We start from the raw sequence: 16,173 nt of genomic DNA, 5'->3' as shown, positions 1-16,173 counted from the left end.
TCCGTCCGTTCCCGAAGGGCTCCTCCCGTGGACTTCCACCTCAGCACTGACCCCACCACCCCGGCCGACGGCGTCGTCGAGCGCGCGTTCACCGTCGGGGACGTCCCCGGCGTCCTCTGGTCGCCGGCCGTCCCGGTCGACGGTGCCCCCCTCCTGCTCACCGGACACGGCGGCGGGCTGCACGTGCACGCGCCGGGCGTCGTCGCGCGGGCCGTCGCCGCCGTGCGCCGCGACGGTTTCCACGTCGCGGCGGTCAACGCCCCAGGCCACGGCGGACGGCCGCGGTCCGACCGCGACGCCGCCTGGGTCGCGGAACTCGGCCGGGCCCGCCGGGCCGGCCGGTCGCTCGCGCCGGTCGTCGTCGCGTTCAACGCCTCGCTCGCCGAGCGCCACGTCCCGGAGTGGCGCGCGACCATCGACGCCCTGCACACGCTGCCGGAGATCGACCCGGCCGCGCCCATCGGCTACGCCGGCACCACCCTGGCCGCGATGATCGGGATCCCGCTGGTCGCCGCCGAACCCCGCATCGGGGCCGCCGTGCTCGGCGGCGCGTTCGCCTCGCCCACGTTGCTCGGCACCGCCCGGTCGATCACCGTGCCGGTGCAGTACCTGCTGCCGTGGGACGACCCCGAGATCGACCGCGAGTCCGGCCTCGCACTGTTCGACGCGTTCGGCTCGGAGGACAAGCTGTTGCTGGCGTTCCCCGGCTCGCACCGCACCGTGCCGGGCGCGCGCATCGACACCGGCTTCTTCCGCCGCGCGCTGCGGACCTGAACGACGGGAGGATCAGGAGGTCCGGCCGAACCGTTGCACCAGGCTCCAGTGGTCGAAGACGCTCCACACCTCGACGATGCGGTCGTCACGGACGGTGTAGAAGACGTACTCGCGGAACTCGATCCTCTCGCCGACGGCCTCGATGCCGACCCACGGCGCCGCGAGCGTGCCGGTGTCGGTGTAGCGCACGAGGACCCGGTCGCCCGTGACGACGACCTCGTCGGGGTTCCAGCGGTAGTCGGGGAGCTTCGCGATGTTGCCCCCGACGTGGTCGTCCCACCACTGCTGGGCCGTCATGTGGACGCCGTTGTGGGTCAGCTCCGGCGCGACACACGCGAACGCCGCCTCGGCGTCGTGGGCGTTGAGGGCCGCGACGTAGCGGTCGTACAACGCCCGCACCGGGGCGGCGTCCTCACTCACCGGACGACGCGCGTCGGGTCAGCGGGTGGCGCGACGGGCCGCGGTGGTCGGCGCGACGTGCCCGGCCTCGGGGTCCTCGCTGCGCCGCGGGGGCGCGCCGAGGTGCGGCACGTCCATGTGGTGCAGGGCGGCGCGGGCGACCAGCTGCTGGTGCGTGACCGTCCGCTGCGAGCGCTTGCCACCGATGAACGTGATCGCCCAGTGCAGGATCGTCGTCACCTGGTTCTTGAAGCCGACCAGGTAGAACACGTGGACGCCGAGCCACAGCAGCCAGGCCACGAACCCCGCGAACTTCACCCCGCCGAACCGCAGCGGACCGATGTCGCCGACCGCGGAGAAGCGCGAGATCGTCGCCATCGAGCCCTTGTCGAAGTAGTGGAACGGCGGCAGCGGCGCCTTGCCCTTCAGGCGGCGCAGGATCGTCTTCGACGCGTACTTGCCCTGCTGCATCGCCACCTGCGAGACACCGGGCAGCTTGTCCAGGCTCATCATGTCGCCGATGACGAACACCTCGGGGTGACCCTCGACGGTCACGTCCGGCTTCACCGGCACGCGGCCGGCGCGGTCGACCTCGAGGCCCGCCTGTGCCGCGATCTTGGCGCCGAGCGTGGAGGCCCGGACGCCCGCCGCCCAGATCACGGTGCGGGCGTCGATCCGGCTCTTCGCGCCGTGGTCGTCGGTGACGTCGAGCCCGGCGTCGTCGACGCCGGTGACCCGGTTGTTGAGCCACAGCTCGATGCCCAGGCTCTTGAGCCGCTCGGCCGCGTGGGCCGACACCTTCGGCCCGTAGGTGGTGAGCACGCCCGGCAGCGCGTCGACGAGCAGGATGCGGGCCGTGCGGGTGTCGACGTTGTCGTAGTCGCTGGGCAACGTCTTGTGGGCGAGCTCGGAGATCTGCCCGGCCATCTCGACGCCGGTGGCTCCGGCTCCCACGACGACGAAGGTCAGCAGTTCCTGCTGCCGCTGCGGATCGGTCTCGAGGTTGGCCAGCTCGAACGCGCCGAAGATCCGCCCACGCAGTTCGAGGGCGTCGTCGATCGATTTCAACCCGGGGGCGTCGAGGGCGTACTGGTCGTTGCCGAAGTACGAGGTGCTCGCGCCCGCCGCGACGATGAGGCTGTCGTACGAGGTCACGGTCGTGATGTCGAGGACCTGCGAGGTGACGGTCTGGGCCTCGAGGTCGATGGCGTAGACGTCGCCCAGCAGGATCTGCAGGTTCTTCTGCTTGCGCAGGATCTCGCGCGTGGCCGGGGCGATCTCGCCCTCGGAGAGGATGCCGGTGGCGACCTGGTACAGCAGCGGCTGGAACAGGTGGTGGGTGGTACGGCTGATCATGGTGACGTCGACGTCGGCGCCCGCCAGCTCCTTCGCGGCGAACAGCCCGCCGAACCCCGATCCGATGATCACCACGCGGTGACGTCGGGACACTTCGTTCCTGGCCATCAGCAGGCCTCCTGTCATCGGTGGTGCGTTCACTCAGTGCAACGGTTCCCGTTCCCCGGCCAGTCCCTCACCGGCTGTGACGTGGACCGACACCGCGTACCCGGACCCACGGTCCCACGGGTCGCGCGCCCAGGTCGACCAGCGCTCCGTCAGCTGCAAGCCCGCGGCCGCGCACCAGGCGTCGTAGGTGTCGAGGTCGAACGGGGCCTCGGGGACGGGCAGGTGGGGCGCGGCGAGGCCGAACCCCGCGACGAGCACGCCGGTCCGCGCCGCCAGGGCGGCGACCACCCCCGCCTCGGTGCCCGGCGTCAGCAGGATCATGACGTTGCCGGCGGCGACCACGAGGTCGAACGGACCGGCGGGGACCTCGTTCCCGGCGAGGTCGGCCAGCGCCCACGTGACGTCCGGCCCCGACCGGCGGGCGTGCTCGAGCATCGTCGGGTCGGCGTCGACCCCGGTGCAGACGTGCCCCAGTTCGGCCAGCCGGATCGCGACCCGGCCGGTGCCACACCCCGCGTCGAGCACGCTCGACCCCGGTGCGAGCAGGGAGTCGACGAACGCCGCCTCGCCGTGGACGTCGGCCCCGGTGGCGGCCAGTCGGTCCCAGTGCCGCGCGTACGCCGCACCGCGCGGGGCGTCGGCGAGGCCGTCCCAGCGGGTCACGCGTCGGCGTGGGGGACGTCGGTGAGCACGTCGAACGGGGCGTGTCCGCGGCCCTCCACCCGGTACCGGCCCCACGGGTCGGGATCGCCGAGCGTGGTCTCGGCCTCGCCCCGGGGCGTTCGCAGCACGACGGTGCCGCGGGTGCCGACGGTCTCGGCGAGGGTGGTGACGGCCGGGTCGGCCGCGAGTCGCCCGTACCAGTGGTACCGGCCGGAGATGGTGTCGACCTGGCCCCGGAGCGTCACCTCGACCGGCACGACGGTCTCGCCGTGGCGCAGGCTCGCGGACCCGTCGTATCCGTCGTGGTCGAAACCGTCCTCGCCGGGGGGTTCCTCGTTCATCGTCACTCCTCGGGAAGCGGGTCGTCGAGGCCGAGCACGACGCCGTTCTCACGCAGTTCGGCGTCGATGGCCGCCCACACGTAGAGGCTGACGGCGGCGACGATCTCGGCGCGGGTCTGACGGGTCTCGACCGGCTGGCGACCCCACCAGACCATGCTGGACTCGACCAGGCCGATGAGGGCGCGAGCGCCGAGTTCCGCGGTGTGGGCGGGCATGCCGAACGTGGTCATGAACAGCGTGAGCAGGGCGGCGAGGCGCGCGGCGACGGTGTCCTCGACGCGTTCGAGTTGGCCCGACACCCCGGCCGCGACCTCGGCGCCCGCGGCGAACTGGCGCAGGAAGCCGTACCGACGGGGGTGCTGCTCGACCCAGCCCGCGATGCCGTCGAGGACGCTGGTGATGATGTCGCGGGCGGTGCGACCCTCGCCCAGCGGGCCGAGCACGCGGGCGATGAGGTCGTCGGCGAGTTGGGCCGCCGCCGCCTGCTGCAGGTCGTCGAGGTCGGCGAAGTACCGGTAGAGGACGGTGCGGCTCACCCCGGCGTGCGCCGCGACGTCGTCGAAGGTCGGGCTGCCGCTGGCCGTGGCGTCGATCGCGTCGATGGTCGCGGCGACGAGGGCCGCCCGGCGGTTCGCGCGGTGCTGCACCCAGCGCTCGCGACGGCCGTCGACGACACCACCCGAGTCGTCCACCTCCACCGCCACGTCGCGATCGTATCGGCGGTGCGGGAGGCTGCCGGCATGCCGAACGAGACCGTCGTGACCGTGCGAGGCGCCTTCGAGTCCAAGATCGCGCCCGAACGCGCGACCGTCAGCCTCACCGTCGGGTTCGAGGGGCCCGACAAGGGCCAGGTGTACGGCCGCACCGTCGAGGCGGCGAACGTGGTCGCGGGGCTCGCGCGGTCGCTGGTCGACCCCGAGCGCGGCCCCGCCACCTGGTGGGCGAGCGAGCGGTTGCGCACCTGGTCGCACCGGCCCTGGAACCAGGACGGGAAGCAGTTGCCGCCGGTGTTCCACGCCGCAGCGAGCATCCAGGTCAAGTTCCGCGACTTCGACGCGCTCGCCCGCTTCGTCGACGACGTCGGCACCCGGCCGGGCGTGGCCGTCGACGGCATCGAGTGGGCGCTCACCGAGGCCCGGCGCCGCGAGCTGGAGCGCGACGCCCGCCGCCGGGCCGTGGTCGACGCGACCGGACGTGCTCAGGACTACGCCACCGCGGCGGGTCTGGGGTCGGTCGTGCCCGTGGCGCTGGCCGACGCCGGCATGCTCGGCGACCAGAGCGCGCCGCACGGTGGGCCGGGCGCGGTGGCCTTCGCCCGCGCGGCGTCGCCCAAGGCCGGCGGGGACGCGGAGTCGCTCGACCTGCAGCCGGAGGACGTCACCGTCGCCGCGAGCGTGGACGCGCGCTTCGTCGCCTCCGCCTCTGCCACGTAGCTGTTACCCGATGTTGCTGTTACCGCTTGACACGGGTACACGAGTGTCGTCAACCTGTCTGTGACAGACCGTCACACCCACCCGGAGGTACCGGTGACCCTGCTCAGCGCCCCCGCGACACCGAGCAAGCCCGTCGCCGACCGCGAGAAGACCGCCGCGCGGCTGCTCGCTTCGTCGTCGAAGAACTCCTTCGACCCCGAGCTCGACATCGACTGGGACGCCCCGGACCTCCCCGGCGTGCCGCACATGCAGCTGCACCGCACCACGCTGTACGGCACCGAGCTCTGGGACCGGATGACCGAGGAGCAGCGGCTCGCGCTCTCGACCCACCAGATGGTGAGCACCGCGCGGGTCGGCCTCTGGTTCGAGGTGCTGCTCATGGGGATGCTCACGAACCACGCCTACAACCTCGACCCGGCCGCGCTGCACACGCAGTACGCGCTCACCGAGGTCGGCGACGAGACCCGCCACAGCGTCATGTTCGCCCGCTTCGCCCACCGGCACGGCGGCGAGCAGTACCGCCCGGCGCGCCACGTCCACGAGCTCGGCAAGTTCTTCCGCGCGGTCGCCCCGACCGGCCCGGCCATGTGGGCGGGCACGCTCGTCGCCGAGGAACTCCTGGACCGGTTGCAGCGCGAGGGGATGAACGACGAGTCCCTGCAGCCGCCGTCGCGGATGATCGCCCGCATCCACGTCATCGAGGAGGCCCGGCACGTCCGGTTCGCCCGCGAGGAGCTCCTGCGGGTCGTCCCGGAGACCCCGAAGCCGGTCCTGCAGGCCCACGCGGTCCTCGCGGCGCTGGCCGCGAAGCACATCGTCGACAGCCTGGTCCACCCCGAGGTCTACGCCGCGGCCGGTCTGGACCCCGACGAGGCTGTGAACGTTGCACGGCGCAACCCTGTCTGGCATGACACCATCCGGTGGATGGGCGAGAAGATCATGCCGTTCCTCGACGACGCAGGAATGGTGACGCCGGCCGCTCGGCGGATCTACCGACGCGCCCACCTGCTCTGAACGCCGCCGCGGACGGCGGTCGCTCGCGCGCCGGCCGCGTCGGTCTCGCGGGCCGGGTCGTCTCCGGCATCGCCACCTTCACCGTCGGCTCAAGCGTGGTGGGCGCCGCCGTCGTCGCCGTGCTGCTGGCGTTCTTCGTCCCGCTGCCGGTGAGCGAGACGGTGGCGGCGCGCGTCGCCGTGCTGGCCACCGCGGGTGGCTACCTCGTGCTGGCCTGCGTGGTCGGGGTGGTGGTCGGCGTGGTCCGCAACCGCCGCACCCTGCAGTGGCTCGTGGTCGGTGCCGACCCCACCCGCGACCAGGCGAACCACGCGCTCCGGCTGCCCGTCGACGTCGCGGTCATCTCCGCGGTGCTCTGGCTGGTCGGCGCGGTGGTGGTCGGCATCGTCACGGCGTCGCTGGCCAGCGACTCACGGATCGCCCTGCGGGTCGTGCTGACCATCGTGCTGGGCGGCCTGGTCACCTCGCTCGTCTCGTACCTGCTGGCCGGCCGGGTGGCGCGTCCGGTCACCGCCATGGCGCTGGCCGCGCACCCGGACCGGCGGCGGTTGGTGCTCGGGGTGACACCCCGGCTGATGCTGAGCTGGCTGCTCGCGAGCGGCGTGCCCGCGCTCGGCGTGCTGCTGCTCTACGCCGATCCGAGCAACCTGGGCGGCCCCACGCCCGCGGCTGTCGTGCTGCTGGTCACGACCTCGCTCGTGGTCGGAGGTCTGGGGATGCTGCTCGCGGCCCGGTCGGTCGGCCAACCGCTGCGGCAGCTGCGGGAGATGGTCGAGCGGGTCGGTGACGGTGACTACGACGTCCGGGTGCGGGTCGACGACGCCGGCGAGATCGGCCTGCTCCAGGACCGGGTCAACGCGATGACCGAGGGCCTCGCCGAGCGGGAACGGCTGGCCGACCTGTTCGGCCGCCACGTCGGCGCCGACGTCGCCCGCCGCGCGCTCGCCACCGGGGTCTCGCTCGGTGGTGAGGAACGCACCGCGGCCGCCCTGTTCGTCGACATCGCCGGGTCGACGGCGCTCGCCGTCGAGCGCGGGCCGGGGGAGACCGTCGCGATCCTGAACCGGTTCTTCCAGGTCGTGGTCGACGCCGTGGAGCGTCACGGTGGCTTCGTCAACAAGTTCGAGGGCGACGCCGCGCTCTGCGTGTTCGGCGTGCCCGTCGGCCTCGACGACGCCGCGGGATCCGCCCTCGCCGCCGCGCGGGACATCGCCACCGCCGTGCGGTCCGCGGGGGAGGTCGACCTCGGTCTCGGTGTGGCCTACGGCCGGGTCGTCGCCGGGCAGGTCGGTGCCACCAGCCGCCTGGAGTACACCGTGATCGGCGACGCCGTGAACGAGGCGGCCCGGCTGACCGAGCGCGCCAAGGCCGTCCCGGGACGCGTGCTCGCGAGCGGGGACGCGGTCGGGGCGGCGTCGGAGGCCGAACGCGCCCGGTGGGACGAGGGCGAGACGACGGTGCTGCGGGGCCGCTCGGCGGCCACGACGGTGTTCACCGTGGCCGCGTAGCGCCAGCGCGCTGTCGGATCGGCGACTCACAGTCCGGCGGACGGTCCCAGGTGGGTAGGACGTGCGCATGGCGATCGGTGGACGTGTGGGCAAGGCCGTGGCGAAACGGGTGCCCGTGCCCGACAACGTGGCCACGGCGGTCGAGGACGCACTGGACAAGGCGGTCTCGGTCCAGCACTCCGCGGTGGTCAGGTACATCGCCCGGGCCCAGGACAAGGACCCGGCGATGACGCCCTTCCAGCTCGTCGAGCGTCTCGAGAAGCGCTACCGCTCCTCGGTGATCGGTATCGGCGCGGTCTCCGGCGGCGCGGCCGCCGCTCCCGGCCTCGGCACGGCCGCGGGGCTCGCCACCAGCGTCGTCGAGATCGGCGCGTTCGCCGAGGCCACCGCCGTCTTCACCCTGGCCCGCGCCGAGGTGCAGGGCATCACCGTGACCGACGCCGCCACGCGTCGGGCCCTGGTGCTGGCGGTGCTGCTGGGCGAGAGCGGGGTGCAGGCCCTGCAGCGCGAGGCGGGCGCCGCGGCCGGGACGTCCTGGCTGGGGGCGCTGCGCGAGGGCGTGCCCAAGCAGTCCATGTCGTCGATCAACTCCTCGCTCCTCAAGCACTTCCTCGGCCGGTTCGCCGCGAAGCAGAGCGCGCTGATCGTCGGCCGGGCCGCACCCTTCGGGATTGGCGCGGTGATCGGTGGTGCGGGCAACTACGCCGTCGCCAAGGGAGCGATCGCGGCCAGCCGCAAGCTGTTCGGCCCGCCGCCGCACGACTTCCCCGCCCGGGTGGTCGAGATCGTCGGTCACCCGGTCGACACCTCCAAGCGGGCGCCCAGCCGGCGCTGACCGGCCGGGAGGGTCGCCGGCGGTGAGCGGCCGCTGGGGGTTGATCTGGACGCGCTGTGAGCTCGGCCGGTCGATGGTGGGTCGCGGGGCGCGGTCGGGCACAGTGGGAGTGGACGGCGAGGTCCGTCCACCACCCAGCAGTTCGACAGTGAGGTCTTCTTCGTCGTGAGCACCACCGATCAGCAGCGTTTCCGAGTTCCCACCCGCGACGAGATCAAGGCTTTCGCCTCCGAGGTGCGGCGCGAGAGCCGCGTGCACGTCCCGCTCGAACTGGACCCGCGTTCGCCGCTCTACGACAAGCACGAGATGCGCAGTGCCGTCATCGCCATAGGCTTCGTGGCCGGCGTGGTCCTGATCGGCCTGACCGTCGGGTTCGTCGCCCTCTTCGGCTGACCCCGGGTCCGATCGGCTCAGACCGTCGGCGCGTGGATCGTCAGCGCGTACACCAGGCTCTCGCCGTTCGCCCCGGGTTCGCGTCGACCCGTGTCGGCGAACCCCAGCTTGCGCACGACGTTGCTCGATGCAACGTTCCAGTCGCTGATACCGGCGAAGAGTCGCCGGTGGCCGGCCCCCGCCGCCCAGGCGACCACAGCCCGCGCGGACTCGGTCGCGTAGCCCTGTCCGTGGTGGGAGCGCAGGAACTCGTAGGCCAGTTCCGGTTCCTCGGGCGTGCCCCGCCCGCGCGGGACGAGCGCGCAGTACCCGATCGCCACACCGCCGGCGACCTGGACGACCGTCCAGAACCAGCCGGGCTCGGATGCGAACCCCGTCGCGAGCTCGCCGACCGTCGGATGCCCCTCGGCGTCGAGGCGCCGGTGGGCGGGTACCCGCGGGTCCCGTTCCGACCAGAGTCGTCGCACGACCACGGCGTCCTCGGCGACCCGGGGCCGCAGGAGCAGCCGCGCGGTGCGGAGCTCGGGCGTGACCACCGGACGATGGTCGCAGCGTCGAGGAGCCTGCTGACGTCCGACCCGGCCGCTACGGTCGGCGCCGAAGCGGTTCGCAGCGCGAGGTCGGGAGGCAAGGGTGAAGCTGCTGCTCACGTCCGGGGGAGTCAGGAACCCCGGCATCGAGCGCGCGTTGCTCGACCACCTGGGCAAACCGGTGGCCGAGGCCGACGCGCTCTGCATCCCCACCGCGCAGTGGGGGCACCCGATGTGCGGGCCGGTGTCGGCCCGCAACTCCGTCAGCGGCACCCCACCGCACGGCGGGATGACCGCCCTGCCGTGGAAGTCGATCGGGCTGCTCGAGCTGACCGCCCTGCCCACGATCGGGGCCGACCGGTGGGAGCCGTGGGTCCGCGCCGCCGACGTGCTGCTGGTCGACGGCGGGGACGCGACCTACCTGGCCCACTGGATGTGGGAGTCCGGGCTGGCCGACCTGCTGCCGTCGCTGCCCGACACCGTCTGGGTGGGCGTGAGCGCCGGCAGCATGGTGATGACCCCGCGCATCGGCGCGGACTTCGTCGAGTGGTCGGGCGCTCCCGACGACCGCACGCTCGGGGTGGTCGACTTCTCGATCTTCCCGCACCTGGACGTGTTCCCGGACAACACCCTGGCCGAGGCGAGGCGGTGGGCGGCCGGCTTCGACGGTCCGACCTACGCCCTCGACGACGAGTCCGCGATCGCGGTCGTCGACGGCCGGGTCGAGGTCGTGTCCGAGGGGCAGTGGCACCAGCTGTCGTGACGGCGCCGCCCGCCTCGGCCCCCGGGCGTGGTCGACCGGTTCGCTGTCAGTCGGTGGTGTCGTCGTCGGCGCGGGCCCGGCGCTCGGCTGCGACCTCCCGGGCCTGGATGCGTCGCGAGGTCTGCACGTTCTTCAGCGCCAGCAGCACGCCGTAGACCGCGCCGACCACGCCGACGGCGAGGAACACCCACCCCAGGGCGGGCACCGCACTGCGGGCGACCACGATGATGCCGAGGGCGGCCAGCAGCGCCGCGACCAGCAGGATGGTCATCACCGGCAACGGCGAGGGGTGCCCGCCGGCCGCGCCGCGCTGGGGGATGGTCATCAGTTCACCTGCCTGGTCTGGCCCGCCCAGTACGGCGCGCGGAGCTTGAACTTCTGCAGCTTGCCCGTGGCGGTGCGGGCGAGTTCGTCGACGAACACGACCTTCTTCGGGCACTTGTAGCCCGCGAGCAGGGTGCGGCAGTGGGCGATCAGGGCGGCTTCGTCGACGTCGGACCCGGGGTCCTTCACCACGAGCGCGGTGACCAGCTCGCCCCACTTGTCGTCGGGGATGCCGATCACCGCGACCTCGCGCACCGCCTCGTGCGAGGTGAGGGCGTCCTCGACCTCGATCGAGCTGACGTTCTCACCGCCGGTGATGATGACGTCCTTCTTGCGGTCGGAGATCGTGAGGTAGCCGTCCTCGAAGGTCCCGCCGTCGCCGGTGTGGAACCAGTTGCCCTCCTGCGCCTCGGCCGTCGCCTCGGGGTTGTCCCAGTAGGAGTCGAGGTTGTGGTTGCTCTGCGCCAGCACCTCGCCGCCCTCGGAGACCGCGATGCGCACGCCGATCGCCGGTGCCCCGGCGCGACCCAGCAGCCGGGCCTGCTCGGTCGGCCCGAGGTCGTCCCACTCGTCGCGGAGGCGGTTGACGGTCAGCAGCGGCGAGGTCTCCGTGAGCCCGTAGATCTGGATGAACTCCCAGCCCAGTTCGGCGCGGACCCGCTCGATGGTGCGGGTCGGCGGTGGGGCACCGGCGACGATGACCCGGGTGCGGTCGCGGCCCGGGATGTCGCCCTCCCAGGAGCTCGCGGCGTCGAGGGCGGCGTTGACGACGGCCGGAGCCGCGCACATGACCGTGACGCCGAACTGCTGCACCCGGCGCAGGATCTCGGCGCCGTCGATCTTGCGGATGACCACCTGCCGCACCCCGACACCCGTCGTCCCGAAGGGCATTCCCCACCCGTTCGCGTGGAACATCGGCAGGGTGTGGAGGTAGACGTCACGGTCGGTGAGCCCCGCGTGCAGCGCGAAGACGGTGGCGTTCAGCCAGGTCGCGCGGTGGGTCTGCTGCACGCCCTTGGGTCGGGCGGTGGTGCCCGACGTGTAGTTGATGGTGGCCGTCGCCAGCTCGTCGGCCTCGGTCCACGGTTCCGGCGTGGCGTCGCCGGTGCCGCCGACGCCCCAGATCTCCTCGTCGTCCTCGCCGATGACACGGACGGTCTTCGCGGTCACCCCGCCGTCGTCGAGCAGGGTCTGCTTCAACTCGGGGTCGACGAGCAGCACCTCGGAACCGGAGTGCTCGACGATGTAGCGGACCTCCGCCGCCGAGAGCCGGAAGTTGATCGGGACGTACGCCCGCCCGAACCCGGAGACGCCGTAGAACGAGGTCAGCATGCGGGCGCTGTTGTGGCTGACGATCGCGACCCGGCCGCCGCGGGCGACACCGAGCGAGTCGAGCCACGCGGCCTGGTGCCGGGCCCGCTGCGCGATCTCGCGGTAGGTGACCTCGCCCCAACTCGGCGCCGGCTGCTGCGGCTCGTCCACCACCCCGACCCGGTCGGGGTAGACGGTCTCGGCACGGTCGAGGAAGTCGGACACGACCAGCGGGTAGTACACGGGCGGACCTCCGGCGTCGACGGCGGTGACGCCCTGATCCTGCCCCGCCGCCGCGAGCGCCGTCATCCCGGTGTCCGAGACCTGGACAACGGTCGGGCAGGGTGACCGCTCGTGCCCATCGCGTCGTCGACGTCCGGACGACGCCGCGCACTGACGTTCGTCGTCCTCGGCGGACTCTCGGCGTTCGGTCCGCTGGCCACCGACCTGTACCTCCCCGCCCTGCCCGAGGTCGGCCGCGACCTGGGCGCCGGGCAAGGCGTCGTCCAACTGACGATCTCGTCGTCGCTGGTCGGTCTCGCCCTCGGTCAGCTCGTCGCCGGGCCGCTCTCGGACAACCTCGGCCGCAAGCGGCCCCTGCTCGTCGGGCTGGTGGGGTTCGTCGTGCTCTCGCTGGTGTGCGTGGTCGCGCCGAACGTGTGGCTGCTGATCCTGGCGCGGTTGCTGCAGGGCGGCTGCGGCGCGGCCGGCCTCGTGATCGCCCGGGCGATCGTGCGGGACCTCTGGGGACCGGTCGACTCCGGGCGGGTGTTCGCCGAGCTCACGATCGTCAGTGGCCTCGCGCCGATCGTCGCGCCGCTGCTCGGCGCGCAGCTGCTGCGGGTCACCTCGTGGCGGGGGTTGTTCGTGGTCCTCGCCGGTATCGGGGTGCTGCTGGCGCTGGGCGCGCTGACGTTGCGGGAGAGCCTGCCGGCGGAGCGACGCCGGTCCGACGGCCTGCGTCAGACCCTCTCCGTGGGTGCGGATCTGGCCCGGTCGCGGGCGTTCGTCGGGTACGCGCTGGCGGCGGGGTTCGGTACGGCGTGCCTGCTGACCTACATCGCGGCGTCGCCGTTCGTGCTGCAGACCGGCTACGGGGTCTCCACCACGGTGTTCAGCGTCGTGTTCGCCACCAACTCCGTCGGCATCGTCGTCGCGGGGCAGGTCGGGGGACGGCTGGTGCGCCGGGTCGGGTCGGGCCGGCTGCTGACCGTCGGTCAGGTCGCGCAGGCGGCGGGGACGGTGACGCTGCTGGTCGTCGCGCTCTCCGGGACCCGCGCCCTGGTGCCGCTGCTCGTCCCTCTGTTCGTCGTCGTCGCGTGCGTCGGACTGGTCAGCCCGCACTCCACCGCCCTGGCGCTCGCCCCGCACCCCGACGTCGCCGGCTCGGCCAGTGCGCTCGTCGGGGCCTCCCAGTTCCTGTTCGCCGGGCTGATCTCGCCGCTGGGCGGCGTCGGGGGCACCGGTTCGGCCGTCCCGATGGCCCTGACCATGGCGGTGGTGGCCGTCGTCAGCCTGGTGCTGTGCCGGTGGCTCACCCGCGACCCGGGTTGACGGGGCGGGCAGGCTGCACCCCGTGGACGGTCCGACGATCCGACGGGCGGGGCCAGCCGACGCCGACACGGTCGCCGACGTCTACCTGCGCTCCCGGGCCGGCGCGGGTGACGCCATCCCGCCGGGTGTGCACCCCGACCACGAGGTCCGTGACTTCGTGGCGACCGTCGTCGTGCCGAGGCGCGAGGCGTGGCTCGCGTGTGGACCCACGGGCGAGGCGCTCGGGGTGCTCGTGCTCGACGGCGACGACCTGGACTGGTTGTGGGTCGTCCCCGAGGCCCAGGGGCAGGGGGTCGGGACGGCGTTGCTGGCCCACGCCGAGCAGCTGCGCCCGGACGGCCTGGCGCTCTGGGTCTTCGCCTCGAACACCCCGGCGCGGGCGTTCTACGAGCGGCGCGGGTGGCGGGCGGTGCGCACCACCGACGGCGACAACGAAGAAGGTGCTCCGGATGTGCGCTACGTCCGGGGCAACCACTGGGAAGCTGGGTAGGTAACGCGGGGCCGAGGCCGGTTCCGGTCGAGGACGACGAGAGGTGTGGCACATGCAGTGGTGGGGTTGGGTCATCCTGGTCCTGGCGGTGATCGTGGTGCTGTTCGTCGGGTTCCTCGCGCTGCAGGCCCGGCGGCGGAGCGGCGGGGTCATCGTCGGTGGCAAGCGTCGGGGGAGCCGGAAGTGACGACGCTCCTGCGGGCCAGCGAGATCACCAAGCGCCCGGTCGTGACGTTCGCGGGCGACGACATCGCCCAGATCAAGGACATCGTCTACGGCGGCGACGGCGGTCAGATCCTGGGCTTCACCCTCGCCGGTCGCGGGTTGTTCAGCGGACCGCTCAAGGAATCGTTGCCTTGGGCATCGGTCGCCGCGCTGGGGCCGGACGCCGTCATGGTGCGCGACGCCACCGCGCTCGAGCCGCGCCAGGACCTGCTGGACGAGGCGAGCCGGACCGGTGGCAACGGCGGCGACGTCCTCGGTTCCGAGGTGCTCACCGACGCCGGGACGTCGCTCGGCACCGTCACCGACGTGATCGTCGAGACCGACGCCCGCACCTGCGAGGTCGTCGGGTACGAGATCGAGTCGTCGGAGGCGATGGGCACGAAGGGCCAGAAGGTCCTGATCCCGCTGCCCGACACCATCTCGGCCTCGGGCGAGCACCTGGTCGTCCCCGCGACGGCGCAGGACTTCGTCAGCCACGACCTCGCCGGTTTCGGCGCTTCGGTCGACGCGTTCCGCACCCAGCTGAAGGGCGGTCGGCAGTGACCAGCTTCTCCGACGCGAACGGCCGCAAGGTCGTCAGCACCAGCAGCGCGGAAACCGTCGGCAAGGTCGACGGCTTCGTCGTCGACCCCGTGACCCGCTCGGTGGTCGCGCTCGAGATCAAGAAGGCGGAGTCCGGCGACGTCCTGCTGTGGCGCGACATCGCGGGCTTCGGCGAGGACGCCGTGACCGTCGCCGACGCCGGAGCGATCATCGACGCCCCGCCGGAGATCGACGCGTTGCAGGGCAAGGACCACGAGCTCAAGGGCAAGCGGGTCCTGACCGTCACCGGGGTCGACCTCGGCAAGGTCAAGGACGTCGACTTCGACGCCCAGACCGGCGCGCTGACGATGCTGACGCTCAAGGGCCACGAGATTCACGGGAGCGCGTTGACCGGCGTCGGGTCGTACGCGGTGGTCGTCCAGGCCTGAGCGCCGTCAGCGGGCGAACTGCACCCGCACGACCGCTCGACGCTTCGAGGGTCGGTGGACCTCGGTGAAGCCGGCGGCGAGGAACGTCGACAGCAGGCCGACGTGCAGTTCCTCGGCCAACGCCCCCTCGGCCGTGATCATCGGGTAGGCCTCCAGCGCGGCCACGCCGTGTGCACGGGCGTGGGGCACTGCTGCCTCGACCAGCACGCGGCTGACCCCGGCGCGGCGGTGCCCGGCCCGGGCCAGGACGCAGGTCAGCGCCCACACCGAGGGATCGCCGCGGTCTTCCGCGCGGCCGTCCCACGGTGTGCGGTGCACCCGCACCAGCCCGGCGTGCCCGGCGCGCGGTGCCACCGCGCACCAGCCGACCGCGACATCGCCTGCGTACGCGACCAGGCCGGTGGTGTCGGGCGCGTCGGGGTCACCACAGGCCGTCTGCTCGTGCAGACGGTGGACGCGCTCCTCGACCGGTTGCTTCGAGAACGCCTCGAGGGGAGCCAGCCGGTAGCGCTGGCAGCGGCACCGGGCGGCGGGGCCGCGGACCCCGAACACGGCGTCGAGGTCCTCGCACGGCACGCGGTTCGCCGGTACCACCCGCAGGTCGTCGGTCACCATCGCCGCAGTGTCGCCGAGGCCGCCGACAACGGCGGCGTGCTCAGGCCGGCCGGAACGCGCCGTCGGTGAGCACGGGCACGACGTCGTCGGCGTCGAGCTGTCCGGCGACGTGGACGTCCGTGCCGTAGCCCGCGGCGATCAGCTCCCGACCGCTCGCCGTCGCGGCCAGCGCCACGCCCGCCCGTCCCTCGAGCGCGCGGTGGGCGGCCACGGCCAGCTCGGCCTCGGGAGACAGGTCGCCGACCAGCTCGGCCAGGACCGCGCCGGCGCCCCACAGGTCCTCCGCCGCGGGGCGCAACGAGCCGTCCGGCCAGCGTTCGCCGGCCGCGACCACCGCGACCGCGCCCGGGCGGTCCCGCAACCAGCGGCCGACCGCCGCCGCGTTGCGCAGCGACGCCGCCACCACCGTGACCCCGGTGGTGGCCAGGCCGTGGGCGACCGTGGCGCCGTTCGGGGACGGCAGGACGAGGCGCTGCGGCAGCGTTCCCGCCGCCGCGGCGCGGAGCACCGTGGCCGGCGACAGGCTGATGTCGCCGGCGCCGGCGCCGGCGCCGGCGCCGGCGCCG

Annotated in this window: 22 protein-coding genes; 12 read left to right on the top strand and 10 right to left on the bottom strand. The window is 73.1% G+C overall.

Features of this window, described 5'->3' with window-relative positions:
* Positions 1 to 27 precede the first annotated feature (27 nt).
* Complete coding sequence (locus tag ACXR2U_RS08035; protein WP_458824448.1) at positions 28 to 774, top strand: dienelactone hydrolase family protein; 747 nt, start codon at positions 28 to 30, stop codon at positions 772 to 774.
* A gap of 12 nt (positions 775 to 786) precedes the next feature.
* Here the strand turns inward: ACXR2U_RS08035 and ACXR2U_RS08030 are convergent, their stop codons facing one another.
* From ACXR2U_RS08030 to ACXR2U_RS08010, 5 genes are read right to left on the bottom strand one after another with little or no spacing between them, the layout of a single operon-like run.
* Positions 787 to 1,194, bottom strand: coding sequence for an ester cyclase (locus ACXR2U_RS08030; protein ID WP_458824447.1), 408 nt, complete (start codon positions 1,192 to 1,194; stop codon positions 787 to 789).
* A gap of 18 nt (positions 1,195 to 1,212) precedes the next feature.
* Entirely contained in the window at positions 1,213 to 2,637 is a 1,425-nt protein-coding gene (locus tag ACXR2U_RS08025; protein ID WP_458824446.1) for an NAD(P)/FAD-dependent oxidoreductase, read from the bottom strand.
* Between the two features lie 33 nt (positions 2,638 to 2,670).
* On the bottom strand, positions 2,671 to 3,300 hold the full coding sequence (locus ACXR2U_RS08020; protein ID WP_458824445.1) for a class I SAM-dependent DNA methyltransferase: 630 nt from the start codon (positions 3,298 to 3,300) through the stop codon (positions 2,671 to 2,673).
* Positions 3,297 to 3,641: a DUF4873 domain-containing protein gene (locus ACXR2U_RS08015; RefSeq protein WP_458824444.1), complete on the bottom strand. Its 345-nt coding sequence runs from the start codon at positions 3,639 to 3,641 to the stop codon at positions 3,297 to 3,299. Before ACXR2U_RS08015 ends, ACXR2U_RS08020 begins: the two co-directional genes overlap by 4 nt.
* Before the next feature lie 2 nt (positions 3,642 to 3,643).
* On the bottom strand, positions 3,644 to 4,345 hold the full coding sequence (locus tag ACXR2U_RS08010; RefSeq protein WP_458824443.1) for a TetR/AcrR family transcriptional regulator: 702 nt from the start codon (positions 4,343 to 4,345) through the stop codon (positions 3,644 to 3,646).
* A 36-nt stretch (positions 4,346 to 4,381) separates the two neighbouring features.
* Between ACXR2U_RS08010 and ACXR2U_RS08005 the strand changes: the two genes are divergently transcribed.
* From ACXR2U_RS08005 to ACXR2U_RS07985, 5 genes are all read left to right on the top strand, one after another.
* Positions 4,382 to 5,074 (top strand): SIMPL domain-containing protein, encoded by a 693-nt coding sequence (locus ACXR2U_RS08005; protein ID WP_458824442.1) that lies wholly within the window; start codon positions 4,382 to 4,384, stop codon positions 5,072 to 5,074.
* 93 nt (positions 5,075 to 5,167) lie between these two features.
* Positions 5,168 to 6,088: an AurF N-oxygenase family protein gene (locus tag ACXR2U_RS08000; RefSeq protein ID WP_458824441.1), complete on the top strand. Its 921-nt coding sequence runs from the start codon at positions 5,168 to 5,170 to the stop codon at positions 6,086 to 6,088.
* A 95-nt stretch (positions 6,089 to 6,183) separates the two neighbouring features.
* Positions 6,184 to 7,596 (top strand): adenylate/guanylate cyclase domain-containing protein, encoded by a 1,413-nt coding sequence (locus ACXR2U_RS07995; RefSeq protein WP_458824440.1) that lies wholly within the window; start codon positions 6,184 to 6,186, stop codon positions 7,594 to 7,596.
* A gap of 67 nt (positions 7,597 to 7,663) precedes the next feature.
* Positions 7,664 to 8,431: a hypothetical protein gene (locus ACXR2U_RS07990; RefSeq protein WP_458824439.1), complete on the top strand. Its 768-nt coding sequence runs from the start codon at positions 7,664 to 7,666 to the stop codon at positions 8,429 to 8,431.
* A gap of 165 nt (positions 8,432 to 8,596) precedes the next feature.
* On the top strand, positions 8,597 to 8,824 hold the full coding sequence (locus ACXR2U_RS07985) for a hypothetical protein (protein ID WP_458824438.1): 228 nt from the start codon (positions 8,597 to 8,599) through the stop codon (positions 8,822 to 8,824).
* A 17-nt stretch (positions 8,825 to 8,841) separates the two neighbouring features.
* On the opposite strand, the gene ACXR2U_RS07980 is transcribed toward ACXR2U_RS07985, so the two are convergent.
* A complete protein-coding gene (locus ACXR2U_RS07980; RefSeq protein WP_458824437.1) occupies positions 8,842 to 9,360 on the bottom strand; it encodes a GNAT family N-acetyltransferase in 519 nt (172 codons plus the stop codon).
* Between the two features lie 97 nt (positions 9,361 to 9,457).
* On the opposite strand from ACXR2U_RS07980, the gene ACXR2U_RS07975 reads away from it, so the two are divergent.
* A complete protein-coding gene (locus ACXR2U_RS07975) occupies positions 9,458 to 10,117 on the top strand; it encodes a Type 1 glutamine amidotransferase-like domain-containing protein (protein WP_458824436.1) in 660 nt (219 codons plus the stop codon).
* Between the two features lie 46 nt (positions 10,118 to 10,163).
* On the opposite strand, the gene ACXR2U_RS07970 is transcribed toward ACXR2U_RS07975, so the two are convergent.
* On the bottom strand, positions 10,164 to 10,442 hold the full coding sequence (locus ACXR2U_RS07970; protein WP_458824435.1) for a hypothetical protein: 279 nt from the start codon (positions 10,440 to 10,442) through the stop codon (positions 10,164 to 10,166).
* Positions 10,442 to 11,995, bottom strand: coding sequence for an AMP-binding protein (locus ACXR2U_RS07965; RefSeq protein WP_458824532.1), 1,554 nt, complete (start codon positions 11,993 to 11,995; stop codon positions 10,442 to 10,444). The genes ACXR2U_RS07970 and ACXR2U_RS07965 overlap by 1 nt, the downstream gene beginning before the upstream one ends.
* A gap of 111 nt (positions 11,996 to 12,106) precedes the next feature.
* On the opposite strand from ACXR2U_RS07965, the gene ACXR2U_RS07960 reads away from it, so the two are divergent.
* The 5 genes from ACXR2U_RS07960 to ACXR2U_RS07940 are packed head-to-tail and all read left to right on the top strand — an operon-like array spanning position 12,107 to position 14,992.
* Entirely contained in the window at positions 12,107 to 13,306 is a 1,200-nt protein-coding gene (locus ACXR2U_RS07960) for a multidrug effflux MFS transporter (protein WP_458824434.1), read from the top strand.
* 22 nt (positions 13,307 to 13,328) lie between these two features.
* Positions 13,329 to 13,796, top strand: a complete 468-nt coding sequence (locus tag ACXR2U_RS07955; protein WP_458824433.1) for an N-acetyltransferase family protein — start codon at positions 13,329 to 13,331, stop codon at positions 13,794 to 13,796.
* 52 nt (positions 13,797 to 13,848) lie between these two features.
* The gene (locus ACXR2U_RS07950; RefSeq protein WP_458824432.1) at positions 13,849 to 13,983 is read left to right on the top strand and encodes a hypothetical protein; all 135 of its coding nucleotides are present in this window, start codon (positions 13,849 to 13,851) and stop codon (positions 13,981 to 13,983) included.
* The gene (locus tag ACXR2U_RS07945) at positions 13,980 to 14,564 is read left to right on the top strand and encodes a PRC-barrel domain-containing protein (RefSeq protein ID WP_458824431.1); all 585 of its coding nucleotides are present in this window, start codon (positions 13,980 to 13,982) and stop codon (positions 14,562 to 14,564) included. Before ACXR2U_RS07950 ends, ACXR2U_RS07945 begins: the two co-directional genes overlap by 4 nt.
* Complete coding sequence (locus ACXR2U_RS07940) at positions 14,561 to 14,992, top strand: PRC-barrel domain-containing protein (protein WP_458824430.1); 432 nt, start codon at positions 14,561 to 14,563, stop codon at positions 14,990 to 14,992. The genes ACXR2U_RS07945 and ACXR2U_RS07940 overlap by 4 nt, the downstream gene beginning before the upstream one ends.
* A 6-nt stretch (positions 14,993 to 14,998) precedes the next feature.
* Here the strand turns inward: ACXR2U_RS07940 and ACXR2U_RS07935 are convergent, their stop codons facing one another.
* Positions 14,999 to 15,607, bottom strand: a complete 609-nt coding sequence (locus tag ACXR2U_RS07935) for an N-acetyltransferase family protein (RefSeq protein ID WP_458824429.1) — start codon at positions 15,605 to 15,607, stop codon at positions 14,999 to 15,001.
* 40 nt (positions 15,608 to 15,647) lie between these two features.
* Positions 15,648 to 16,173 (bottom strand): 2-phosphosulfolactate phosphatase (locus ACXR2U_RS07930; protein ID WP_458824428.1); only part of this gene is annotated, 526 nt, incomplete at its 5' end.

It is taken from the genome of Jatrophihabitans sp. YIM 134969 (assembly GCF_054456675.1).
This window is presented reverse-complemented; position numbering and strand designations above follow the sequence as displayed.